We start from the raw sequence: 24038 nt of genomic DNA, 5'->3' as shown, positions 1-24038 counted from the left end.
GGGTACGGTGTACGCGTCTTGCCCATTTCGGCACCTCCTGTAAAAGGATAGGTGTCCGTTTTGGCGGGTCAACTTCAGTTAAATCGACGGCCCACGCTTTGTCCTTTGCCTTCCTAGACGGTGATAACAAGATCGGTGTACTTGGACAGGTGGTCGTCCGAAGTTACCAGCCGCAACGGCTCCGAGAGAGCCTGTGCAACCAGTAGCCGATCGAATGGATCGCGATGAATGTCGGGTAGATCGCGAACCATCGCCGCGTGAACAGCCTGCACCGGCAATTCCGAAAAGCCGCTCGCTTCAATTTCAGACACCAGCAGATTCACGTCTACGTGGAGTTTGCCAAGACCGGCCTTGATCGCCGCCTCCCAAATACTCGCGCTGCTGATGAAAACGTCGTCGGCATCCAGTATCAGTTTGCGTGCCGCTTTGGTCAGCCTTCGGTCGTCACTGACCGACCAAAGGTAAATGTGCGTATCGAGAAGAAGGCGCATCAACGGCCCTCGAATGCCGCGATGACGTCGTCGGGCAGAGGCGCATCAAAGTCGTCCGCAATGCGGACCTTCCCTTTCAACCCGCCAAATCGGCGCACCACCTTCGCCTTCTCCATCGGCACAAGCCGGGCTGCTGGCTTTCCGGCCTTGGCAATTACGATTTCCTCGCCATTGGCAGCGGCATCGACCAGGCGCGAAAACTGGGTCTTCGCTTCATGAATATTGACTGTCTGCATATCTGCTCCAAGTGGACTAAGTCCATGTTAGTCCACTACGTTCGACCGGTCAAGCGTCCAGCCCCCAAGCATGGATTAACGGCACGGAGGCGCGCCACTTGAATGGACGCGCCATCTCTGAAAGCGTCTATGAGCGGGGGGATTACAAGGGAATCCGGAGACAGCGGCTTTCGCGTCCAGCCCCGCCAAAAAAATCCCCGGGGTTGCAAGCCCCCGGGGATGTCAAAAAAAAACTGCAAGCGGCCTTCAGGCAGCTACCGCGAACAAGTCAAGCTGCGGTGCATCGCGGCGTATGCGGGCCTGATGCTCACCGTCACTGATGCAGTTTGAAACAAGCTGCGCGTCCAGCTCATGCGGAGTGAGGTTGAGGCGCTGCGCGAGCCCACTAAAATACTGCCCCCGTTTAGCCATGTCCTGATACCGCTGAGCCATTCCGAGCGGCAGCTTTACGATCCCTTCGTTGAGCCAGAAACGCGCTGATTCGATTGCTTCGCGGTTCTGCGTTTCCAGCATGAAAGCCGTGTCGTACGAACACGTCACAAACTCGCATGCCGCTTGCGCGTCGACTTCAAACTGCGAAGCCTCTTCGAAGTAGACCGTCTGCTCGCCGCCTGTGGTTCTGGCGTAGCGGCTAGGCCGTTCAGGATGCAGATAGCGGTTCCATTGCTTCGCGTCGAAGTCGCGCAACCCGATCGCGGGAGCATCACGATCGTACTGACCGACCGGATACCAGCCGTGCAGGACGATTTCCGCGGCTCAACGTGAGGCACGGCATATCTGCGACCGAGGACATTCACGTCGTGCCAGACCGCAAGCGCTGGGAACGCATGCGGTGCGTAGTGATGCATCGACAGGAAAAAGTCAATTGCCACGAGCTGCTGCGGCGTCACAAACTCGAATTGCGGATCACATAGTTCGCGGTTCTGTTCTGTGTCAGGGATGCGCCCCGACGCCAGCTCACCCGAGTGAACCTCTGCACGATCTCTCTCGTTCGCATCAATCGAAAGGAGCATTCGCAGCATGGTCACTCTTTCAGAAAAAGCATAGGTATCTGCCTGAATCCGCGTGTATCCCGCGTCGCTAAGTGTCCGCCCGACCAGTTCTCGCCGGGACATATCCCACTGCACAGCGAGAAGGTAATTGCGAAACTCGTTGAGCGGTTTGAGGTGCACATACTCCTCTTCCTGCACCATAAACTCCATCGACTTGTCGCGTTCGCCCGAGACGCAGCAGAACGCACAACCAAACCTGGAACCGCAAGCTGCGCGCGCCCCACCCTCGCCCAGCACAACGCCACATACGCCGCCGTTAGCCGCGCGGTAGATATGGGATAGCTGCGTGATAGTCGACGGTGCTAGCGGACTTGGAAACGGAAGATCCGACGGCTCAGCAAGGCAACCCAGCATCGTCCATACGTGATCGCTGGTCCAGTACTTTAGCGGCGATAGAGACAATGATCCTGATGCCTGTCTTGTAGCGATGTCTGCCTGTTCGTCTCTGGCAATCATCGCAATGCTTCTGGACTGGCTTTCGTCGAGCCCAATCACATCTACGACAGGCCGACAAAGTGTTACGTGCTACGCTGCCCTTAGGCTTCCACGGGGGTAACGCTTTTGATGTCGACCGTCCCGAAATTTGGGGGGTTTTGGGCTGCCTGCTTTAGGAAGTGTTACCCGCTCCATCCGAACGGTGGTATGCGACGGTTCAAAAGGAAGCGGAAGGAAATTCATGATCGTCCGAGCGGCGACTCCTCACGCATCGTTCGCGCAATTACTACGTCCACGACATTTAACCAACCCGATCCTGCAGGGAATATCATTGTTGAATCTTGCCTTCGAGATAGAGATAAGCAGTCTCACGGATGATCTCCCTCGCAGTCGAAGGCCCGGTAGCGTACGTCGCAAAGCCTGCGCTTAACAGTATGATGCCGTTCACCGCACTTTCGGGGTGTCCAATGGAAGCAACGTATGAACTTTTTGGTGCCCCGCCCGGCAACTGCATTCGCGCCGCGATCGCTCTAGAGGAAGCCGGACTCCCTTATACCGTTCGGTTCGTCGATCTCGCCGCCGGCGAACATAAAGATGCACCCCACCTTGCTCTAAACCCCGCAGGAAAGGTGCCGGTTCTTGTCGCGCGCGAAGGAAACAAACCGTCGTTCGTGATCACTCAGTCCAATGCGATCATTTTTTATGTGGCGGAGAAGTCGCCCGGTCGCCTGCTGCCGGAAGAGATGCGTAGCCGCGCCGTGGCATACGAACGATACTTCTTTTTTTTGACTGACGTAATCGCAGTGGGTCATGCCGCCTTCACGCTCAAACGCGCCGGCGCTAAAGACGGCTACGCGCTCCTTACCGAGCGCATGCTAGCCACGCTCGCAACAGCCGAGCGTTATCTCGAAAATCAGCAGTACATGGCCGGCGACTCGTTTTCGATCGCGGATATCGCTGCGTTCACGATCGCAGGATCGGTCAAAACGCATCTTCCGTGGCCGACACTGCCCGCAATGCGCCGCTGGTACGAACAGATCGCAGCGAGACCCGCCGTCGCCCACGGCTTACAGGCGTTCGATGTCGAGTAAACATAACGCCGAGCAACAGTATCCTGCGAAATCTGTGCTGATACTCACTTTGAAGGCGGCTGCATTGCCTGGAACGCCGTGCGGATCCGCTCGCGCTGCGCAGGTGTCCGGCTGTTCGCCGCAAGCAGCAAAGGGCCGCCTCGCACTGAGAGGTCGACACGGATCCCTGTGCCGTCTGAACTTCGCGCGGTCACACTTCGTCCCACACGAGTGCATCGATTTTCTATCTGCTGAAAGGAGTTGGCCGGTCAAGATTCACCCTGGCGTCTCGATGTCTCAATTAATCAACGCACCACTATTTTTCTTCTCCGCCATGGCCTCGGTACCGAATCGCCCCTCCAAAACGAAGGCGCCACCTACCGGTGGCCCTTCGCCTGGTTAAGAAGACCTACGGTTGGGTACGATTCCGCGGTGCGCCGCGTCCGCCCGCGCACTTTCGCGCGGTACGACGTTCGGATTTTCCTGGCCTGGCCAGCTGGCACAGGATCCGATACTCATAACGGCATCGTCCCCGCTACTCGACAGTACTTGGCTGCGGCTCCGCCTGGCGGGTGCCTGCTTCCACTGAGCCAGGCGCGATCTTGAACCAGATGGAATACATCGCCGGCAGGAACACCAGCGTCAGGATCGTTCCCGCGAAGGTTCCGCCGATCAAGGTATAGGCCAGGGTGCCCCAGAAAACCGAGTGGGTCAGCGGAATGAAGGCCAGCATCGCAGCCAGAGCAGTCAGGATCACCGGTCGCGACCGCTGGATTGTGGCCTCGACCACCGCATGAAAAGGCGTCATCCCTTCCCGCGTGTTCTGCTCGATCTGTCCGATGAGGATCAGCGTATTGCGCATCAATATGCCTGAAAGCGCAATCAGTCCCACCAGTGCATTGATACCGAACGGCTGATTGAACAGCAACAGTGTGGGAACGACGCCGATCACGCCCAACGGGCTGGTCGCAAACACCATGATGGTGGCGGCGATCGACCGCGTCTGGAAGATGATGATGAGCAGCGTAAGCGCGATCATGATGGGAAACAGCGGCACGAGCGCCTTTGTCGCCTTACCTGATTCTTCTATCGAGCCGGCCTCCTCGATCCGGTAGCCATCCGGCAGCTTTGCAATCACCGGCTGCAGCTTAGCCAGCATCGCCGTCGATACGTCCGGCGGCTGGAGACCCTCTGCAATGTCGCCTCGTACCGTGATGGTCGGCGTGCGATCACGACGGCGCAGGATGGGATCCTCCATGCGGATATCGACTTTTCCCACCTGCGACAGCGGTACGCGCTGACCTGCAGAACCGATGAGGGTGAACCCATTGATTCGATCCGGGTCGAGTCGGATATCGCCAGCCGACCTTGCGACGACCTCGACAGAGCGAATATCCTCGCGCACGTCGGTGACCGGTATTCCCGTCAACAGGAACTGCAGCTGCTGGCCGACGGCACTCGAGGTCAGTCCGAAAGCCCCAAGTCGATCCTGGTCCAGCGTGAAGTGAACCGTCGGGACACGCGGGCCCCAGTCGGTATTCACCGTCCGCATCATCGGACTGGCATTCATGACGCCCTCGACCTGAGCGGCGATAGCTCGCAGGGTGTTGGCATCAGGTCCCATCACGCGGAATGCAACGGGATACGGCGAGTAGGGGCCGAACACCAGCTGGGTGACCCGTACCTGCGCGCCGGGCACCAACCCTTCGGCAACGGCCTTGCGCAGTCGGAACTTGAGCGCTTCCCGCTCCTTCTCGTCGTCCGTACGTACAACGATTTTTGCGAAGGACGGATCCGGAAGCTCGGGAGACATCGCCAGATAGAAGCGAGGCGCGCCCTGCCCGATATAGGACGTCACAATTTTTGCGTCCGACTGCTTCGCAAGCCATGCCTCAACCCTGGTCGTGGCAGCGGTCGTCTGCTCGATTGAAGTGCCGTAAGGCATCTGAACCTCGACCAGTACTTCGGGCCGATCGGAGGTGGGGAAGAACTGCTTCTTCACCACGCTCATGCCCAGCACAGCGACCACAAAGGACGCAAGCACGATCCCCGCAACGAGCCACTTGCGCTGGACGACGCGAACCAGGACCCGGCGAAACCGCTGGTAGTTCGGGGTGTTGTAAATCGCCTCGTGCCCCCCTTCGATCTTCGGGATGTCAGGCAACAACTTGACGCCGAGGTATGGCGTGAAGACGACAGCAACGATCCACGACGTGATCAGCGCGATACCGACGATCCAGAACATGTTGCTGGTGTACTCGCCAGCCGTGGAGCGCGCAAAGCCATTGGGCATGAAACCAACGGCAGTGACCAGGGTGCCTGAGAGCATCGGCGCCGCTGTGTGGCTCCACGCATACGCGGACGCCTGCACGCGGCTATATCCCTCCTCCATTTTCACGACCATCATTTCGATGGCAATGATGGCATCGTCGACGAGAAGACCCAATGCAAGGATCAGTGAGCCCAGCGTGATGCGGTCGAAATTTTTACCGCTCGCAGCCATCACGACGAACACGCCCGCGAGCGTCAATGGCACGGCTGCCGACACGACAATGCCGACGCGCCAGCCCATGCTTGCGAAACTGACTACCATGACGACGAGCAGCGCGACGAAAAACTTGACCATGAACTCATCGACTGCGGAATGGATGTTGACGGCCTGGTCAGTCACTTTCGACAGACTCATGCCCACCGGGAGCCCGCCGTTGATTGCCGCCACTTCCTTGTCGAGCGCCTGCCCGAGATTCAGTCCGTTCCATCCTTCGCGCATGACGACCCCGAGGAGCAACGCCGGCTCGCCGTTGTTGCGGATCTGGAAGGTAGCCGGATCCTCGTAGCCCCGTTCGACCGTAGCCACGTCGGCAAGCTTGAGCGTGCGCCCCTGCACCACGATGGGCGTGTCCCGGATCTTCTGCAGCTTGTCGAAAGCGCCCTCGACGCGGATGAAAACCTGCGCCCCGGCGGTGTCGATTGACCCGGCGGGTGTCAGGACGTTCTGGCCGTTGAGCGCCGCGAAGATGTCCTGCGGCGTCACACCGAGCGTCGCCAGCCGATCGTGTGAAAACGACACGTAGATACGTTCAGCCTGCTCGCCGATGATGTTGACCTTCTTCACACCTGCGACGTGCAGCATGCGCTGGCGCAGATTTTCCGCGTCCCGTACGAGCAACCGGTCGGGCTGCCCTTTGGCCTTCAGCGCGAACAATGCAAAGGTGACGTCCGAGTATTCGTCGTTCACGAGTGGCCCGATCACGCCTCGCGGCAGATTGCTCGCCTCGTCGGAGAGTTTCTTGCGAGCCTGGTAGAACTCTTCCGGCACCTCGGTCGGCGGCGTACTGTCCAGCAGGGTCACCGTCGTGAATGCGAGTCCCGGGCGCGTGTAGGTTTCAGTCCGGTCGTACCAGCGCAGCTCCTGCATGCGCTTCTCGAGCGGCTCGGCCACCTGGTCCTGCATCTCCTGCGCGGTGGCGCCCGGCCATGCCGTGACGACCGTCATGGTCTTGACTGTGAAAGGCGGGTCCTCTGCCCGTCCGAGTTTGAAAAAGGCAACGATGCCTGCTACCGAGATCAGGATAATCAGAAAAAGGGTGACAGAGCGCTCGCGCACGGCGAGCGCTGACAGATTGAACCCGCTCATTGCTGCTCTCCTGCGCGGGTCACAGATGCCGTCGCCATTCCGTCACCGGCTACGCGCACCTTCTCGCCTTCGTGGATCAACTGGGCACCGAGAGCGATCACGCGATCACCCTCATGAAGGTCGCCGGTGACGCTTGCTATGTCATCGCTCAGACTTGCGACATGGACCTTATGCCACGACGCGTGAGCCGGCGCTCCCTCGATCGTCCACACGCCCACTCCCGTGCCGGGATCGAATAACGCGCCGCTCGGGACTTCCATGGCGCGTTCGGTCTGCGTGGCGTCAGCGGGAAGGTTAAGCGTCACGGTAGCACCGAGCGGCGCGTCGGCAAGCACACCACCGAGTACGTATCTCGCCTCATAAGTACGCGTCAGCCGGTCCGCCGAATCCGAGAGCTGCCGCAGAGTCGCAGACATACCCTTAGTGTCGCTACCGTAAAGCGTTGCCCGTGCAGGCGAACCCGGCAAAGGGCGAAGCGTCTCCGGCAGCTGGACGATCGCTTCCCGGGGGCCCGCGTGCGCCAGCCGCACGACAACCTGCCCCGCGCTCACGACATGACCCGGCTCGGCGAGCGTCTCGACGATCACGCCGTCGGCATCGGCAACCAGTACGGCATAGCCCGACGCGTTATTCGCCAGGTCAGCCTGTGCCTTCGCAGCAATGAGCTGGGCTTTCGCAGAATCGGCGGCCGCTTTGAGCTGCTCATACGTCGAGGCCGACACCGCGCCTGCAGCGACGAGATCGCGGTACCGTGCTTCATCGTCTGCGGTTTGCGTGGCACGAGCCTGGGCGGCGTCCACGAGCTTCTGCTCGGAGCGGGCCTGCAACCCGAGATCGACGGGATCAATGCGCATCAAAGGCTGGCCGCGCTTGACCGTCTGCCCGGGGTCAACCAGACGCTCGACAACCTTCCCCTGAACCCGGAAACCAAGATCACTCTGGACACGGGCGCCCACGACGCCCGTGAAAGAGCGGCTGGCCCCCGCCGCGTAGTGGACCACGCTTGCGCGTACCAGCGGAGCTTCAGTACGCGGGTCAGAAACATGCCTGTCGCCGCACGCCGCAAGGGCGATCGACGTCAGGCTGAGTGTCAAAACGAAAGAACGACGCCAAAACATGAGGACTCTCCTTGCGACGAGTAAGTGTCCTCATTCTGAATCTAGTGACCATTTTAGTCAATGGTCACACAATGAAACTATGTTTTCACGGCGCCAGGCTGCGGAGCACGAGGTTAGATAGCTGCATCGTCGCGTCTTCCGCAGCATCGAGGTTGTACTGCAGCAGCAGCGGATTGAAGTACGGCTTCATCACCAGGAAGATGGCGTTCACGGTCTCGTCCAGCGGCGTCTTGCGCTCGAATTCCCCGGATTCGCGCCCCTGAAGCACAATCTGCGTCAAAAGATCCCTGATTTGCGCCTCATAGCCTCCGACGGACGGCCAGGGTTCAGCTGCGGCAACGGCCGCGATGTCGTAAAGCTTGCGATCCGCGAAAAAGAGTTCGCCGCCGGCCGTGAGCAAGGCCTTGAACAACCGGCGAAATTTCTCGGTCGCAGCGTGCGACTCGGCGACGGCCTCACGGGCTGCAGCGATGATGGCGGCGAGCCGGTTCGCACAGATCACCTCGCCGATGGCCTGTTTCGAATCGAAGAACTTGTAGATATACGCTTTCGAGAAGCCAATTGCCTTCGCGAGGTCTGAAACGGTCGTCTTCTCGTAACCGTACCGACTGAAGTAATCCGTGGCCGCGTCGACGATCTGGGCGCGAACCTCATGCTCCGTGGGGCCACGGGACGGTTGTGGGGATGGGGTGGGCTTGTTCATGTGAAGAGCTTAACGTCCAAAAGAGGGATTGACAACCAGTGACCATATTGTATATTGGTCACAACGTTATGACCTTCGAGCCGATCATGCCTTCACCTTTACGCCCCCTGCTCCTGATCTCCGCTGCCGCGATCCTGTCAGCCTGTACGGTAGGTCCCGACTACCAGAAGCCCACCGTCCCATTGCCGGCCACTTACATGTCGCAGCCGACCGACCATGCGCAAACAGCCGCACCTGCCGCAGACCTCTCGGTCTGGTGGGAGCAGTTCAACGATCCGCTTCTGACCCGTTACGTTTCCCTGGCCCTTGCAGAGAACCTGGACCTCGCACAGGCTGTCGCGCGCATCGATCAGGCCCGCGCGCGTCTGGGCGCGGCCGACGCAGCGCTGCTGCCGTCCGCTAGTGTCACCGCTTCCGCAGCCAGAGCCTACCAGTCGGTCGATACGCCAGTCGGCCAGTTGCTCAATGCGACGCCGAATTACCAGCGCTGGGGAAGCGAGTATCAAACCAATCTCGAAGCTGGCTGGGAGATCGACATATTTGGTGGACTGCGCCGGAAGCGTGAAGCGGCGCTAGCCGACTATTCAGCCACCCGGGCGGCGGCCGTTGCCACCCGACTTGCCGTCGCAGCCCAGACGGCCGATGTCTACGTTACGATCCGTGGCATCCAGACAAGGCTTGATATCGCCAGTCATCAGGTAAAAACACAGGAAGACCTGGTCGCTAATGTGAAGCTGCTGTACGCGAAAGGGATTGCGGCCGAGTATCAGGTCCAGCAGGCGCAGGGCGAACTCGACCAGGTCAAAGCGACGGTGCCAGTCCTGAATGCAGGCCTGGATGCGGCTTTGAACGCGCTCGATGTCATGCTGGGCTCGCCCCTGGGAACGCATCGGGCAGAGTTGGCCAGTGCCGCCCCCATTCCCTCTGCACCATCCATATCAGATATGGGAACGCCAGCAGACTTGCTGCAACGGCGGCCCGATCTGATTGCGGCTGAGCGTCATCTGGCCTCCGCAAATGCGCAGATCGGCGCAGCGATCAGCGAGTATTATCCAAAGTTCTCGCTCAGCGCGATGTTGGGAAGCGCGACTGCAGTTTCGGCGGGCACGCTCTTCACCGGCGGCGCCACGCAGGCTGCCGGCCTCATGGGTTTGCGCTGGCGCCTGTTTGACTTCGGGCGCATCAACGCCCAGGTCAGCGAGGCGAAGGGAGCCGATGCAGAGGCGCTTGCAGCCTATCGCCAGGCCGTACTTCGTGCCACTGAGGATGTGGAGAATTCCCTGTCCTCGCTCGTGAACCGCGAAACGCAGGCCGGCACCCTGTTGCACGCCGAAGCGTCCCTGTCGAGGGCAAGGAATTCCTCGATGGCAGCGTACCGGGGCGGCGCAGCAAGTCTGATTGATGTGTTGCACGCCGACGAAACTGTACTGCAGGCATCCGATGCGAGGGCCCAGGCGCAGACCGAATCTGCCCGAGCAGCCATCTCGACGTTCAAGGCACTCGGCGGCGGCTGGAATCCGGCCCCGGTGGCGCAGGAGAAGGGACCATCGACTACTTCTGCCTCAAAGATCGCATCCACGACCGGCCCCTGAATTGCAGCCCATCGCGTCTGTGCGCATAATTGGGCGAAAACTGATGGGCGGTTTGAATGCGCGCCGATGCATGGACTGTGCTGGACGTCGGCGTTCCCGGCGCCCTCGCGTCCATGCATTCGCCAAATTTGCGTTGACGAGATAACCGGATCTCGCTCACGAGAAGTGACGCTCACTCCTGCTGCCCGAGGAGCGAACGAAACCACCGGATCCGGCGGGATAGTCGCAACAGGCAACAGGAATGGTCGCGAAGAGCATAGCTTACGCAAACCAGGAGCTCGTCGACGAGGACGCGCTGATCACGCGCTTTCGGGTGCGCAAAGCGCCGACTTTGAGCGCGGCTGTCGCGCCATTAGCGCCGCCCATTACTATCTCAAGGCTGCACGATGACCAACCGCGGCCCGGGCGCTCGCTCACGCCGCAACTGGAAGAAGCATTTGTCTTTCAGATACCGCTTATCCCAAGTCCTGATCCAGAGGTCCGTTATTCGAGCGGCCACTTCGCTCCTTCCGAGCCTTGCAGACCGGGATGGTGTTATCTCCTCGACCTCAGCGCAGGACCGACCTGTCGGCTCGACACGCCCTTCGACAACATCCGTCTGTACATCTCGCAGATGACAATTGATGAACTGGCTTACCAGAATGGGCGACGGCGCACTCAGGGGCTCATTCAGACAGGTTTCGGCGCGTGTGACCCGATCCTTTTTCACATGTCACAGGTGTGCCTGCCAGTTCTGGAAAACCCCGGATCCGCCAGCGCACTGTTCGTGGATCAGGTCGCGCTTGCAGTTTGTGAGCACGTAGTTACACGATATGGCAGGCAGGAGTCTTCCCGCCATCAACGCCGCACCGGACTTGCACCGTGGCAGATGCGACGAATCGTCGATTTCCTGGAAGCGAATCTGGGCGCGAACCCGTCGATATTGGACCTTGCGCGCCAGTGCGAACTCTCTGCGAGCTATTTTGCCGAGGCCTTCCGGCAGTCAACGGGCGTCTCGCCGCACCAGTGGCTTCTCAGACGTCGGATTGAGCGGGCAAAATCAATGCTGCGCAATACAGACTCCAGCCTTGCATCCATTGCGCTCGACTGCGGATTTTTTGATCAGAGTCATTTCTCCCGTGTCTTTGCCCGCCTGCAAGGTTGCGCACCGAAGGATTGGCGGCGGCGCAATAGATAGCGCTCAAACGATTCAGATGCACCCGCCGGCCCGAACGACTCCACACGCAACAAACGCCCGCCCGTCCCACCCAATCCCGTCCCCACCATCTCTTGTCCGTGTGATCAACGACAAGCATTTTCACAAACCGAACGAGCCAATGCTCGCAGCGCTCCAGCGCACTGCTACAAATTAGCATCACCGTCGGTTTGTGCAAAAAACCTCGGTTTGTACAAGATCCAGATTCACTTGAGCGGGTATTTTCAATCGCATTGGTACTCGACCCTCAGAATTTTCGGGGCCTTCCGACTCGACGGTCGCTTTCACCTTTGCCGGCCTCCGTTTTTATCAACAACGCAAGGTCTCAGCGCGCAAGGGTGGTGATATCGGTCAACCGCGCCCACCGGACAGGAGAGAGCATTGGATCAGCCACTTGCACGTGCGTCAGCGGGTATCACACATGCCAAGGCAGGCAGACGTCCTAGTCCCATCATCCGGTCGTTCTTCGACGAAGCAACGTTCACAGCAAGCTATGTTGCACACGATCCCGTGTCCCTCGCGGGCGCGATCGTTGACCCCGTACTGGACTTTGACCTGTCGGCGGGGAGGATTACGACGCACTCCGCGGAGGCGATGGTTGCCTATGTCGAATCCGAGGGGCTATCGATTGAATGGCTACTCGAGACGCACGCGCATGCGGACCATCTGACAGCAGCACCCTATTTGCAAAGTTTGCTCGGCGGCAAACTTGCAATTGGCCTGGGCATAACCACTGTCCAGGGGATCTTCAGTGAACTCTTCAATGCTGAGTCGAACTTCTCTTGCGACGGTTCGCAGTTCGATTACCTGTTCAGCGACGGAGATGACTTTGCGATCGGCGATCTAGAGTGTTGCGTCCTTTCCGTGCCTGGCCACACACCTGCCGACGTCGCTTACGTGATTGGCGACGCCGTGTTTTCTGGCGACACCATCTTCATGCCGGACTATGGAACGGCAAGAGCAGATTTTCCTGGCGGTGATGCGGCGCAGCTGTACCGCTCAATACGCCGTCTGCTCAGCCTCCCCGATGACGCCCGGCTACTGCTTTGCCACGACTACAAAGCGCCGGGGCGGGACAGATACGCATGGGAAACGACGATAGGCGCCGAGCGGATGGCCAACGTACACGTGCGAGAAGGCGTTACCGAGATTGAATTCGTCGCTGCGCGGAATGCTCGCGACGCGACGCTCGCAGTACCGAAGCTCATGTTGCCCGCGGTCCAGGTGAACATGCGCGGTGGCGCATTGCCACCGGCAGAAAGCAATGGCAAGCGATACCTCAAGATTCCGCTTAACAGCATATGACGTCCGTGCCCCGTAACGCCGCCTTCCGTCCACTTGAGCCGCCCCGTCACCCTCACTGTATCCCATTGATCCGTTCCTATGAATCCAAAGAGAATCACCTCCCAGCTTTCTATTAGTCCGCAACTCACTATCGCGGATGTCGATCGCCTGGCCAGCATGGGCTTCTGTTCGATCGTCGTGAATCGTCCCGATGGCGAGGAAGCCGGTCAACCGACTATTGACGAAATGCGGCGAGCCGCGGTGGCTGCCGGGCTTGGCTTCGCGGCGATTCCGGTTGTCCGCGGGAAGGTTACGCAAGCGGATGTCGACCGGTTCGGCGCCGCGCTGGAGGAGCTGGAGGGACCCGTAATCGATCGCGTATTGCCGGACAGGGGTACGCGCAGCGACGTTATGGGCGCTAGCTTCAGCCGGTTCACTCTCTCTAGACGCAGTACTCAAGACCACAGCGGATGCCGGCTACGACCTGACTGAACTGCGGCCAGCACTCAAACAGCGGTACGGAAACGCTGGATGAGTTCCAGCCCTCGCCTCCACCCTAAGGAGAAAGTCCATGACCCTATCCGAAGACCCACCTCTTCCTGAGTTCATCGAGCATCACATCCCACGTGCTGCCGGACACGTCTATGTCCGTGATTTCGCTAACAAGGGACCAGCGTTTGTTTTATTACACGGTTTCCCGGACGACGCACACATATATGATCTGCTAATTCCGCGCCTGGTCTCAGCCGGTAGAAGAGTCGTTGCTGTTGACTTTCTGGGATTCGGCGCATCAGACAAGCCCGAGGGCGCGCAATACAGCTTCAGACAGCAACTCGGAGACATTGAGACAGTCGTCGAGGCGCTCGGTCTGGAACTGGTCATCCCTGTCGGACATGACGCGGGTGGACCAGCCGCCGTAAACTTCGCCTTGAATCATCCGACGCGTACAAGCAAAGTAGTGCTGATGAATGCATTTTATGGCAGTTCCCCTGGGCTAAGGGTTCCCGAACTGATCGAGCTTTTTTCGAACAGGGAGCTGAGAGCGCTCGCCCAGCATTTTCTGCAGAGCCCGCTGCAATTTGCTTGGCTGATCGACTTTCAGCGCAATCTCCTCCAGGCGGGTCTTTCAGATGAACAGAAGGTCCATTACTTCGATTTCCTCGGCCCCATCATCGACAATAACTTCAGGCAACAGCCAAGTGCTGCGTCCGCGTTCGCACAAATGACGTCTCAGCTGCACGAGGAGGTCGCAGCTAACACCGCACGCCTGGTGGAGTTCCGACGGTCGGACATACCGCTGTTGCTTATCTGGGGCAAAGCCGACCCTTATCTCCACCTAAGCGTCGCACAACACATGCACTCGCAGGCTAGGAACGCTTCTCTTCATGCACTCGACGCCGGTCATTGGCCACAGATCGATGCGGCTGACGAGGTCGCGCAGCTCATGCTTGAGGCGCGGTGAGCCCTTCGACCATCCAGAACTCTGCTGCTTGGTTTCCTATCTTTTCAGGAATCGAATATGGACATGGAAGGTACGTAGTTTTACTGACCGGTGCAAACGGCGGCATTGGCCGCGCATTCGTTGAAGAGCTGCTCGAACGAGGTGCAGCGAAGATCTATCTGGGCGTACGAAACCCGACGTCCGTGCAGGACTTGCTCGCGAAGTCGGAAAAACTCGTTGCACTTGAACTGGACGTCACCCGCCCCGACCAGATTGCAGGTGCCGCCACCATCGCCTCGGACATCAACCTGCTAATCAATAATGCTGGCGCTGCGGCGTTTAAGGGCGCGATAACCGCCACCGACACGACGGCCGCCCGTTCTGAGATGGAAGTCAACTATTTTGGCGTGCTCGCGCTCTCTCAGGCCTTGCGCGGCACGCCCGCCTTCCGCTCGGGAGGCGCAATAATCAACATCCTTTCGATTCTCTCTCATGTCACGCTGCCACTAGCCGGCACGTACTCAGCCTCGAAAGCTGCCGCCCTACACCTTACCCGCACCATGCGGGCAGTACTGAAGTCGCGCGGCGTACATGTTCTCGCCGTCATGCCGGTCCAAACAGACACCGCGCTCGGCGCTGCCCTGCCCGAGCCTACATACAGTTCTGGAGGACCTCATGGAGCATCTGGTGCGCGTGCAGAATGAACGGGACCGCCGCACGCTTGCGTGGCTGCGCGAGAGGGTCGGTGATGCATCGATCGTCGCCGCGGTGGAGCGATGCGGCGGGGCGAAGCCGTACCTGTCAGCGGTGTGCCGCACACTCGGGGTGACGGCGCCCCGGTTCAGCGCACCGCGCCGTCTTACGCCCAGCACGGTCGGCGGAGCAGTCGTTGGCCACCATCCGGCAGATACTGGCTTCCCGGAACGGTCGCGGAATGCGCTCGCGGTCGTGGGACGCAGATAAAAACTCCGCCGGGCGCGGGGTCTAACATGTAGACGTGGTCCGTGTTAACGGCACGTGGCCGCAAACGGGGCACAGGCGGGGCTGGCGGGAGACTGGCCGCCCGTCTTGTGCTCCGCCAGAAAAAGCAGGCCCGCAAAGGTGCGGGCCTCTTTTGCCATCGCCTGACCGCGACAAACTGCATTCCGACGGTCGACTTTTACGCGTCATTCCCGATTCGGCGTGATTGCTTCCTGGCACAGGACGCCTGGAGGAAAGTTGTGCACAGAAAATGTGGACGAGGCTGTGGACAACCGGTAGGGAAAATGCTGGTAAGCGTTTGATTGCGTGCGAATTTGCTGCAATGCGCTACGAAACGCCACCGGGACCGCGGCCATAGGATTTCGACGGAAACTCATCGCCTGATATCAACTCCGCCTCGTAGTCCTGGCCGCCGTAGAAGACACCGACGATCGAAACGACCTCGCGATCCAGCAGGTACGCGATGATCGCGCGCTTGTGAAAGTGCGTGATTCTCAGCCCCGGTAACAGGTCATCACGCGCCACGCCGCGTGCTGCGAACGTCTGAAGCTTCATGCAGAAGTCCACGATCGAATGGACATAACGCTCGGCGGCAAGCGGTGCGCCAGCCTCAGCGATCCGTTGTTCGAGCGCCTTCAGTTGGGCTAGTGCCTCGGGAGCAAACTGGACGCGCCAGTTCATCCGCGGCCCGCGCGGGACTTTTTCAGTTCCGCGCGGACCTCGTCCGCCGATAGCGCTCGCTCAGGATTATCGCGAAGCGCCTTCGCGGCCGGGACGACCTGTTCACGCAGCCAGGCTTCGACCGCGCGGTCCCGCTCACGAAGAACGCGAAGCGCATCGCGCAACACCTCACTGTCTGATGCGTAGTCGCCGCGAGCGACCTTGTCCCGTACGAATTCAGCCATCTCGTTGGGTAACGTGATGCTCATCTGCTGCGTCGTTCGCATAGTCGCCTCCTTGCAATAGGATTTAATCCTACTCGCAGGCGCCGACCTTCGCAAGACAACATCGAAACATTGGGGACGCTTCACTTCTGTCAAAGGCAAGCCTTCCGTTAATCGCGATCAGAGACCAGCATAGTCACCGTCTCCGCGGCCAGTCCGGTGCCCAAGCCATGCTGAACCGGCCGTTGCGCTCCGTCTGACTAAGGGTTTATACTAGATCCGTCTCCTCCATGTCTCCTCCTGATATGGATTCCACCCGCCCTCCGTGGCGGGTATTTTTTTTGCCACGCGTCGGATCCCATAGGCCCGGAATACCCCCTCATGGACGTCGCGCCACGCGGGGAACCGCTCGATCCAGAGATGCTCCGCGATTGCGGCATCAGTCCGCAGCAAACCACCAGCCGGATGGCTGCAGAGTCTGTCGAAGGGCGCCTATCTGCTCGCCGGCGACAGACCGACTCGCGACGGCATCCTGGCTTACCTGAGCCGACGGGTAGCGGGCCTGCATATAGGCGGCAAGACGGCCCTGGACTGGCAAGGCGTGCGCCACAACGTGAGCTTCCGTGCTGCGCGTCAATCAAGATGAGAGCTCTCATCCAGATCGTCGCGCGATACTTCCGGGAATGTGTCGTTTTGGGCTGACAGCCCCTACGTCATGGCGGGCTGGGTCGGCGAGCATATGCCATATACGTTGCAGACCACGCGCCTGTTTGACGACTGCCTGCCGGCAGATACCGGTCTGTCGCCCCTTCCCAATCGAGACCCCTCGCTGCTCATTTCCGAGCCTGAGGGTGCCCTGCTTGGACTTGCCGGCGACATCGGCAAGCGCCGCGCGAAAGGCCAGTCGCTCGAGGAGGCGATGAGCATCGCCGCCTCGTTGCGCAATCTCCGCCCGAAGGTGCTCGATACCTTCCTTTCTCACTGCACGCGTGTGAAGGTCGTGAAGCTGGTGCGCGACCTGGGCCAGGCGAGCGGCTTTCCCTGGGGCCAGGGATCTGCAGCGGCACGTCGACCGGCTTGGCCCGGTCGACGCTGGTCGAGCAGTCGGAAGGATCGGCCCAGATTTACTCTCAAAGCCTGACCGCCGCGGGAACCGGCCGTCACCACGCCGGGCTGACGTGCGAAGGAGGTCCTCAAAAGAGATGGGTTACGGCGCCAGCTGCTGGCGGCCGCCTGAGCGGTGCTGCACCACGTGACGTTGCCGCATCCACAATTTCCGATTAAACTAAGTCCAATAAACTAAGTTTATATGGTGCTACCATGCAGATTTACAACATGCACGATGCCAAAACTAACCTGTCGCGGCTGATCGAGGAAACCGTGAACGGCGGCGAGCCGTTTGTCATCGCCAAGGCCGGCAAACCATTGGTTAAGGTCGTACGCATTGACGTCGAAGCGGAAAAACCGCCGCGGCGCATCGGTTTCATGAAGGGGCAAATCAAGATACCTGCGGACTTCGACACCATGGGAGCGGACGAGATCCGCGACATGTTCGAGGGAAAAACAAAGTGAAATTGTTACTCGACACGCATCTGCTGGTCTGGGCTGCGGCTGATGATCCCGCCTTACCCCACGACGCGCGCGCTGCCATCGAGGACAACGACAACACCCTGTACTTCAGCGTCGCGAGCATCTGGGAAATCGTCATAAAAAACGCGCTAGGCCATGACGACTTTCAGGTCGATGCACGCGTTCTTCGCAGGAACCTGCTCGATGCTGGTTACGAAGAACTGTCCATCGAAGCACAGCATGCATTCGAAGTTGCTGCCCTCCCGCACCTTCATAAGGACCCATTCGACCGGCTCCTCGTCGGTCAAGCGATGGCGGAAGGAATCGTGTTGTTGACCCACGATGATCAGATAAAGCGATACGACTTCGCGCCAGTACGATACGTCTAGCGCTGCTTTTGTCATGTCCTGTCCTTTTTGTCCTGTCGTCTCGCGTTATGCAGGCCGGTACCTTATCAAAAGCACTGCTAAAAAATGACGAAACGCGCCACGCAAACTCCCGGATCCGCCGCTGCGTGGAACGTTTAGTTTCCCAGTGGCTCGATACGCGCGGCGAATCCTTTCTGGTCTCGCGAGTGATTCGCCCACTTGGACTGGCAGTCGCCGTGCCTGAACTCCTCGAGTCCTGGCCACTGAAATGACATTGCAGACGATGTCTGCAATGTCATGCCGACTGCTCAGCTTTCAGGCAACAGCGCTTCGAGGCGTTTCTGGGTTTTGCCTGTTTAACACGGACTGGCGCGCCAGTTCCGACGCTACGCTCCGACAATACCTGGCTCGATCGACCGGTTAAAATATCGGCCTGCTTCGCTTCCCGTAGCAATCGGAGGAATCCATCCCATGACAAGGACGAACCGCAGGTCCGTCAACATCGCTCCGCGCCACAATAAGGCCACTCTGTCGAAGGGTCAGAAGGCATTCAACACGCTCATCAGGCAGATTGAAAAGCGGCGTAACCGTCTCGGTGCGTGGGAGGCGGTAGGACCTGTTTTCCAGAAAAAGTACCTCGACGAGTTGCTTCCGCTCGAACGTGCCTCGATGGATTTGCAGGTCAAGATGGTCTATCAGCTTGATGACGCCGGCAACCAGAAAGGATTGACCGCATCCGAGCGCCGCATGATCTCGGAGCTGATCACCGGCTTGGCCGGCGAGCTGCTCGAAGAGCGCGACGATGCGCAGTTGAAAGCCATCTACAACAGGCACAGTCAATCCGACTATGACAGCGAAGCGGCGGCCGAACTCGAGGACATGAAGTCGGTGCTGGAGGCAATGCTCGGCGTTGAACTGGGTGACGACCTCGACATGAACTCGCCAGACGAGGTCCTGCAGCGTGCGCATGCCAGAATGCAAGAGCAGCAGGCGCAGGAAATCGCCGGAAACCAGGCACGTGAGGAACGTCGCGCCAAACGGAAAAAGTCGGCGAAGCAACTCGCCGCGCAGGCCCGCCAGGAGGCAGAGCAGGCTCAGTTGAGCCAGTCTATCCGCGAGGTCTATCGCAAACTTGCCAGCGCCCTGCATCCTGATCGGGAATCCGATCCTCAGGAGCGGGAACGCAAGACTGCGCTGATGCAGCGGGTCAACCAGGCCTACGCCAAAAACAATCTCCTGCAACTGCTGGAACTGCAGCTGGAACTTGAACACATCGACCAGAGCACGATCAACGACATCAGCGAAGATCGGCTGAAGCATTACAACAGTATCCTGAAGGAGCAGCTCGGCGAACTCGATCAGGAGATCCATCATGTCGAAGCCGGATTCAGGCTGGCCTACGGAATTGCGCCATTTATCGAAGTATCTCCCGACACCGTGGTACGCAATCTCGCGGGTGACATCACTGAGCTTCAGCACAGCATACGCGATCTGGAAAAAGATCTGCTCGTGTTCGAAGACCTCCGGAAACTCAAAACCTGGCTGAAACACCTGAAGCGTCGGCAGGCAGCACTTCGCTTCGACGAAATGCCGTTTTGAGCGACTGCACGTTCAATACCCGTGCGTCGCCAGTGCCGTGGAATTCGCGCCGACGGTTTATCCACAATTTCTGTGCGTAAGCCTGTTGATAACATATTCATCAGAGCCGCCCCTCCCGTACGGGGTCGGCGATTGGCTCGACGGCGTGTTCCTTCGGGTTCGGCGCAGTGTGCCCTTTCGTCAGAACGATATTGCCGATCAAGCCAATCAACTGCCTCTAAGCGAGGCCGCGCGGATTGTCAACGATCTGACCGACCCCGGAGAGCCGCTCATCGTCACGCAGAACGGCAACGCGAAACTCGTTGTTCAGGATGGCCCCCCTGAAGATCCTGGCGATCGCGGCCTGACGTTCTTGTTCCCAACGCACGAACCAGTCGGCGTTTCCACTGGCTGCACTTGGCCGGTTTGCATTTTGATAAGGATACGCAACGTCGCTAAATGATTTATGTCAAATTCACGATGGCGGTTGAGAGCTTGGGCGCGTTATCTGACGGAACCGGCAACGGTTTCGCTCGGCTTCATCATCGCCGGTTATCTGACGTCAGAAACTATAGATCTTGACCAAATCATTCCGAAGCCGACTCCGAAGTCCTACATAGTGGCCGTGATAATCGCGTACGTTTCTTCGATCGTCGGATTTTTTCTTTTTTTGTACGCAAATTACTTCGCACGCAAAAGGGAGCGCTGGAGTCGAGCCGCAATCGCTGGAATGCTCTTGACGCTGCCGGCTCTTATACTGCCATGGCTGTTTGCTTTGTCCAGTCTGATAATTAGGGAGTTCGCCTCGTTGCAAAACCCGCACGTGGTGACTGCCATTAAGGTGCCCTCGGTGGTCGCTGCGACGGCCGCCCTGTTACTGTTCTCGTTTCGGCTGAAGTTCAGGATGCTGTATGGGGTCACCAAAGCCTGTTTGGGTATTGTCGTAGCCTATCGACTCGCCAGTGCTGCTACCGAACCAATGCCACTGATAGATCCTAATTTCGTGCTCGGATTCTTGATTGCCCAGCGTTTATCTCGTTGTGCGTGGACTGGACAACATTCATCAAGGATTGACCAAAGAACCCATCGACGCATTGTGGGCGAAGCTCCGAACCGGAAGACGAGTCAGCATAGAACCGGTCGCGCAGCGCCCGCCACGGCGCTAAAAGCCAAGTTCGCCAGCTATACGATCACAAACTTGTCGCGCCACCTCTCCTTGATCCAAAACGGCGCACGGCCGCGGCCGCTCCACGTGACGGCACTGAATCTCCGTTCATGAAAATGAAACTGTCGCGGGTGATGTTTCGATATACGGCGGAGTCTGAACAGCAAGCACAGAGTCGTTGTCGGTGCTTCCCTTTGCAGCCAGAACGTTAGTCAGAAATCTGATCGTCGCAATCGGAACCACGAGCAATGTGTGCGTTAGCCCACACTCGGCGAGCATCGGTTTTAATTCGACGGCGTTAAAGACCACGCATGAGTCATATTTATTTCTGTTGTCTTCAGGATCACGATCGACGGCTTACCTGGTCCGCGTAATCCCTTAGCAGTCCGTTTCTTTCGTCTGATTGACAAGCCTAAGGTTTGTCATAACCTTCTTTTTTAAACAGCGGAGGGCCCGATGAAGAAACTCTTCCTCAGTCCACTGCGGGTTTCTAACTTAAATTGCTTTGTTAATCAGAAGTACCGTTGCGTCATACACAGCAAAACGGCGCTCGAACAGATCAAATTTCAGCTTGTTTCGCGCTGTCTTTGCCTGTCGATGTGCGATAAGGGCGGCTACCCCTGCAATTGTTGGTCTCAGTAAAGCCGATGACCATGTTGACCACCATTTGGGGTCTAGCAGGGGCAGAGTGCTCAGGACGGAACCAAGGGACGAGAGATAGAAATAAAGATCGTGCACGGCCATGACAGCTCCTCCTTGGCTCAGTCACTGTAGTTGCCGATCTCTATCACTTTTCGACTCACCTATTCGTTACCTGCCCCGCCTATAGCGAAAATTTCTGCGCAATTTTTTGCACGAAACCGGCAACATTTTGCTGCCTATGTTTTAGGCACGGTTTCCAAAAAAATCGGGTAGCTCCGTCCCATCACAGTACTGGCCCCTCCGGACCATCTACACTCTACACATGTCAAATAGGTTGCCCCGCGGCGTTGGGAATATCGGATACTACGTTGGATTATCAACGGGACCGAAGGACGCCGGACTCCGATGAATTGAACTTCACGCCTGATTCCTGATAGATCGCGGACCGCTTCGGCACCTTCAACGCAATCGGTCCCAGCCGCCGTCAACACCTCTCGCGTCCGTCGCCATCGAGCTGCCTATAAGTTGACGTTGGCTCCCCACGCTGGTTACGCTGGCAATCGAAGCACCTTTGTTTCCTGACCGACCGAAGTCACGGGTATGAGCATGAGACATTTCCTGAAATTGGCAGCGATGCTCGGCATGGTGGCCGCATGCTGGTTATCTCTGACCTTGCCGGCGTTAGCAAGCCGTTCACTGCTGAACTGCGCTTTGATATCAAGAAGGGCGAGCCAGGCTTGTCGAATGAATATACGAAACTGGAGTTCGCCGATGGCAGCAACCGCTATATCGCACAGGTGCGGCGTTCGGGCAAGGTGGTAAGCTCGGGAGTGCTTCATGGTGCGACGGTGCAGGATTGGGGATACCATGAGGTGACATTGGGCCCGGACACCAATGGTCGAGGAGCCGGCTACCTCATTATGACCAGCGGTCCCGGTGACCTTCTTTATCTGAAGACGCAGTTGCGACAGATCACCGTGCCGAGTAGAGGGAACGAGCCTCGCTCTGTCTTCAATGGCCTCTGGGAAGTCAGTGGGGCGACCGGGAAATTCAAAGGGCTACAGGGTTCCGGCACCCTTCGAATTGAGCGGCTTTCCGAGAGCGTGCGTCAATGGATTTTGGAGGGCGAGCTTAGCGAGCCGTAGCCTAATCGCAAACAAAAAAACTTAGCATCGCGATCGACGCTCGCCCTCCCCTAGCCCCTAAGATCACGTTGATGGCGTCCGATTCATGGCGTTACAATAATTGTGTAAACGACGTCCTCTGTAAAGTTATTTAGAATATCGAACGAACCATGAAGTCGGATGGTGTGAGTGCCTACCGATAGTGGTCGTACTAATAGCCAATAACCGTCGCTTGCCGACGTTCCGCGGCCTACTGCATTTATGAATACGTTTTTGTTAGCGGCATTAAACGTAAATGGCGGTGATGCGGCACGAAACGTGGTCAAATTGGTCACCGGCGTATTATCTATCGAAGCATTCAAATCGCTGGCTACAATATGATCACCATAAGTCGTTGCACACCTGCGGCAACTTTCCTCATCGGCACAACCGAAATTGCCGTTCGGCATCCCGTTCGGCGAAGTCGAGAACGGCGGCTTCTCGAGCGTAGAGCACTCGACATTGATAATCGGTACAAAAATCGCCTTTCCCGCGGGCACTGTGCACGAGAGGCTTTGCGCACCCTTACCGCTCGGGGATTCGGCCAGGAACCACACTGGGCCTGATTGTCCGTAACCGCAATTTGTTGTGGGGTCAAACGGTATCGATGTCATGTGTTGCCACCACACGGTTGACCAATCTCCGTATGTGTTCCCGTCGGTCGCCCCACTCGGGAAAAAAACACTTCCGCCGCCGACGGCGTGTATATCTGCTCTGAATTCGTCGATGCCTGCGCGGCCTGCGAACGCTGCCTGCGCGGTCATAAGCTCGATTGCCATGGCGGCAGCAGCCAGCGCAAGCACGGGTTTCGAATATCTGCAGTTGAGATTCATACCTTTCTCCATTCGATATTCGACCGTTCTTTGTCGCCGGTCTCGCTGTAAACGCCAACGGTCGAACGGGTTATGACATGACTGTCAATCCTCGTCCCTAATGACATGCGTGCGTTTGGATATACGGTTGTCAACGATTACAAGATCAAGTGGAAGCGATAAATAGAGGAAACACAGCAAACGCGACAGAGGAATGATAGTGCCTGTTGCTTTGGCCGCTGAGGTTCTTTCATCGCTGTCTGTGCGTTAGCGAACGATGTCGATGTCTTGTCTTACGTTACGGTCGGTCGCCACTCCTCGATATTCCTGGTTGAGCGCGCCAATATGCGCATTGGACTTGGTCGGTCAAACGCGCCAAGGCCCGTTGTGAAGAGCAAACCGGCTGCCCGAATATCGGGGTGACCGTCCGAGCGACCGACCCTTCATGGCCCGAGCCCTACCGGACGCCCGACGTGCGCGCTTCGGCAGAAGCGACCCTCTCCAGCCATTCGTGACAGCGTTGCGCGACCGGAAACTGTTGGCAGTTACTCATAAGTCAGGAATTTTGCGGACAGATGGCCTATGCTTGAGCGATAGCTATTGAGAGCATCGCCCATGAAAC

General features: G+C 58.4%; 25 protein-coding genes. 15 read left to right on the top strand and 10 right to left on the bottom strand.

The annotated features are described in order from the left end of the window. Positions 1–113: 113 nt before the first annotated feature. From J8I87_RS39935 to J8I87_RS39925, 3 genes are all read right to left on the bottom strand, one after another. A complete protein-coding gene (locus J8I87_RS39935) occupies positions 114–491 on the bottom strand; it encodes a type II toxin-antitoxin system VapC family toxin (protein WP_209937936.1) in 378 nt (125 codons plus the stop codon). After that, on the bottom strand, positions 491–727 hold the full coding sequence (locus tag J8I87_RS39930) for a type II toxin-antitoxin system Phd/YefM family antitoxin (RefSeq protein ID WP_209937935.1): 237 nt from the start codon (positions 725–727) through the stop codon (positions 491–493). Before J8I87_RS39930 ends, J8I87_RS39935 begins: the two co-directional genes overlap by 1 nt. A gap of 246 nt (positions 728–973) precedes the next feature. Beyond that, complete coding sequence (locus J8I87_RS39925; RefSeq protein ID WP_209937942.1) at positions 974–1414, bottom strand: hypothetical protein; 441 nt, start codon at positions 1412–1414, stop codon at positions 974–976. A 1267-nt stretch (positions 1415–2681) separates the two neighbouring features. On the opposite strand from J8I87_RS39925, the gene J8I87_RS39920 reads away from it, so the two are divergent. Further along, positions 2682–3305, top strand: coding sequence for a glutathione S-transferase family protein (locus J8I87_RS39920; RefSeq protein ID WP_209937934.1), 624 nt, complete (start codon positions 2682–2684; stop codon positions 3303–3305). A 514-nt stretch (positions 3306–3819) separates the two neighbouring features. On the opposite strand, the gene J8I87_RS39915 is transcribed toward J8I87_RS39920, so the two are convergent. The 3 genes from J8I87_RS39915 to J8I87_RS39905 form a co-directional block, all read right to left on the bottom strand. Continuing rightward, the gene (locus J8I87_RS39915) at positions 3820–6921 is read right to left on the bottom strand and encodes an efflux RND transporter permease subunit (protein ID WP_209937933.1); all 3102 of its coding nucleotides are present in this window, start codon (positions 6919–6921) and stop codon (positions 3820–3822) included. Next, positions 6918–8039, bottom strand: coding sequence for an efflux RND transporter periplasmic adaptor subunit (locus J8I87_RS39910; protein ID WP_209937932.1), 1122 nt, complete (start codon positions 8037–8039; stop codon positions 6918–6920). The genes J8I87_RS39915 and J8I87_RS39910 overlap by 4 nt, the downstream gene beginning before the upstream one ends. Before the next feature lie 85 nt (positions 8040–8124). After that, a complete protein-coding gene (locus J8I87_RS39905; protein WP_209937930.1) occupies positions 8125–8742 on the bottom strand; it encodes a TetR/AcrR family transcriptional regulator in 618 nt (205 codons plus the stop codon). A gap of 86 nt (positions 8743–8828) precedes the next feature. Between J8I87_RS39905 and J8I87_RS39900 the strand changes: the two genes are divergently transcribed. The 6 genes from J8I87_RS39900 (at position 8829) to J8I87_RS39875 (ending at position 14958) form a co-directional block, all read left to right on the top strand. Further along, positions 8829–10334 (top strand): efflux transporter outer membrane subunit, encoded by a 1506-nt coding sequence (locus tag J8I87_RS39900; protein WP_209937940.1) that lies wholly within the window; start codon positions 8829–8831, stop codon positions 10332–10334. A 241-nt stretch (positions 10335–10575) separates the two neighbouring features. Continuing rightward, positions 10576–11511: a helix-turn-helix domain-containing protein gene (locus J8I87_RS39895; protein WP_209937929.1), complete on the top strand. Its 936-nt coding sequence runs from the start codon at positions 10576–10578 to the stop codon at positions 11509–11511. 471 nt (positions 11512–11982) lie between these two features. After that, positions 11983–12834, top strand: coding sequence for an MBL fold metallo-hydrolase (locus J8I87_RS39890; protein WP_313068145.1), 852 nt, complete (start codon positions 11983–11985; stop codon positions 12832–12834). 78 nt (positions 12835–12912) lie between these two features. Continuing rightward, positions 12913–13305, top strand: a complete 393-nt coding sequence (locus J8I87_RS39885; RefSeq protein WP_209937928.1) for a beta-lactamase hydrolase domain-containing protein — start codon at positions 12913–12915, stop codon at positions 13303–13305. A 79-nt stretch (positions 13306–13384) separates the two neighbouring features. After that, a complete protein-coding gene (locus tag J8I87_RS39880) occupies positions 13385–14275 on the top strand; it encodes an alpha/beta fold hydrolase (RefSeq protein WP_209937927.1) in 891 nt (296 codons plus the stop codon). After that, positions 14272–14958 (top strand): SDR family NAD(P)-dependent oxidoreductase, encoded by a 687-nt coding sequence (locus J8I87_RS39875; protein WP_313068142.1) that lies wholly within the window; start codon positions 14272–14274, stop codon positions 14956–14958. The genes J8I87_RS39880 and J8I87_RS39875 overlap by 4 nt, the downstream gene beginning before the upstream one ends. Positions 14959–15562: 604 nt before the next feature. On the opposite strand, the gene J8I87_RS39870 is transcribed toward J8I87_RS39875, so the two are convergent. Further along, positions 15563–15916 carry a type II toxin-antitoxin system RelE/ParE family toxin gene (locus tag J8I87_RS39870; RefSeq protein WP_209937926.1) on the bottom strand — a complete coding sequence of 118 codons (354 nt, stop codon included), beginning with the start codon at positions 15914–15916 and terminating at the stop codon, positions 15563–15565. Then, on the bottom strand, positions 15913–16182 hold the full coding sequence (locus tag J8I87_RS39865; protein ID WP_209937925.1) for a type II toxin-antitoxin system ParD family antitoxin: 270 nt from the start codon (positions 16180–16182) through the stop codon (positions 15913–15915). The genes J8I87_RS39870 and J8I87_RS39865 overlap by 4 nt, the downstream gene beginning before the upstream one ends. A gap of 349 nt (positions 16183–16531) precedes the next feature. On the opposite strand from J8I87_RS39865, the gene J8I87_RS46140 reads away from it, so the two are divergent. The 7 genes from J8I87_RS46140 (at position 16532) to J8I87_RS39835 (ending at position 20913) form a co-directional block, all read left to right on the top strand. Beyond that, a complete protein-coding gene (locus J8I87_RS46140) occupies positions 16532–16765 on the top strand; it encodes an AbiEi antitoxin N-terminal domain-containing protein (RefSeq protein WP_313068144.1) in 234 nt (77 codons plus the stop codon). A 69-nt stretch (positions 16766–16834) separates the two neighbouring features. Next, entirely contained in the window at positions 16835–17260 is a 426-nt protein-coding gene (locus tag J8I87_RS46135; protein ID WP_313068141.1) for a type IV toxin-antitoxin system AbiEi family antitoxin domain-containing protein, read from the top strand. A gap of 179 nt (positions 17261–17439) precedes the next feature. Next, positions 17440–17691 (top strand): type II toxin-antitoxin system Phd/YefM family antitoxin, encoded by a 252-nt coding sequence (locus tag J8I87_RS39855; RefSeq protein WP_209937924.1) that lies wholly within the window; start codon positions 17440–17442, stop codon positions 17689–17691. Further along, the gene (locus tag J8I87_RS39850; protein ID WP_209937922.1) at positions 17688–18077 is read left to right on the top strand and encodes a type II toxin-antitoxin system VapC family toxin; all 390 of its coding nucleotides are present in this window, start codon (positions 17688–17690) and stop codon (positions 18075–18077) included. Before J8I87_RS39855 ends, J8I87_RS39850 begins: the two co-directional genes overlap by 4 nt. Before the next feature lie 450 nt (positions 18078–18527). After that, positions 18528–19655, top strand: a complete 1128-nt coding sequence (locus J8I87_RS39845) for a molecular chaperone DnaJ (protein WP_209937921.1) — start codon at positions 18528–18530, stop codon at positions 19653–19655. Positions 19656–19692: 37 nt separating this feature from the next. After that, positions 19693–20097: a hypothetical protein gene (locus J8I87_RS39840; RefSeq protein WP_209937941.1), complete on the top strand. Its 405-nt coding sequence runs from the start codon at positions 19693–19695 to the stop codon at positions 20095–20097. A 24-nt stretch (positions 20098–20121) separates the two neighbouring features. Beyond that, complete coding sequence (locus tag J8I87_RS39835) at positions 20122–20913, top strand: hypothetical protein (protein ID WP_209937920.1); 792 nt, start codon at positions 20122–20124, stop codon at positions 20911–20913. Between the two features lie 381 nt (positions 20914–21294). Here J8I87_RS39835 and J8I87_RS39830 read toward each other — a convergent pair whose 3' ends face one another. Continuing rightward, complete coding sequence (locus tag J8I87_RS39830) at positions 21295–21543, bottom strand: hypothetical protein (RefSeq protein WP_209937919.1); 249 nt, start codon at positions 21541–21543, stop codon at positions 21295–21297. A gap of 551 nt (positions 21544–22094) precedes the next feature. Here J8I87_RS39830 and J8I87_RS39825 point away from each other — a divergent pair. Then, positions 22095–22586, top strand: coding sequence for a hypothetical protein (locus tag J8I87_RS39825; protein ID WP_209937918.1), 492 nt, complete (start codon positions 22095–22097; stop codon positions 22584–22586). Positions 22587–22669: 83 nt separating this feature from the next. Here the strand turns inward: J8I87_RS39825 and J8I87_RS39820 are convergent, their stop codons facing one another. Next, a complete protein-coding gene (locus tag J8I87_RS39820) occupies positions 22670–23437 on the bottom strand; it encodes a hypothetical protein (protein WP_209937917.1) in 768 nt (255 codons plus the stop codon). Positions 23438–24038: the final 601 nt, after the last annotated feature.

The organism is Paraburkholderia sp. LEh10, assembly GCF_017814945.1.
Lineage (GTDB): Bacteria > Pseudomonadota > Gammaproteobacteria > Burkholderiales > Burkholderiaceae > Paraburkholderia.
The sequence above is the reverse complement of the archived record's forward strand: the minus strand, read 5'-3'. Positions and strand labels throughout refer to the sequence as shown.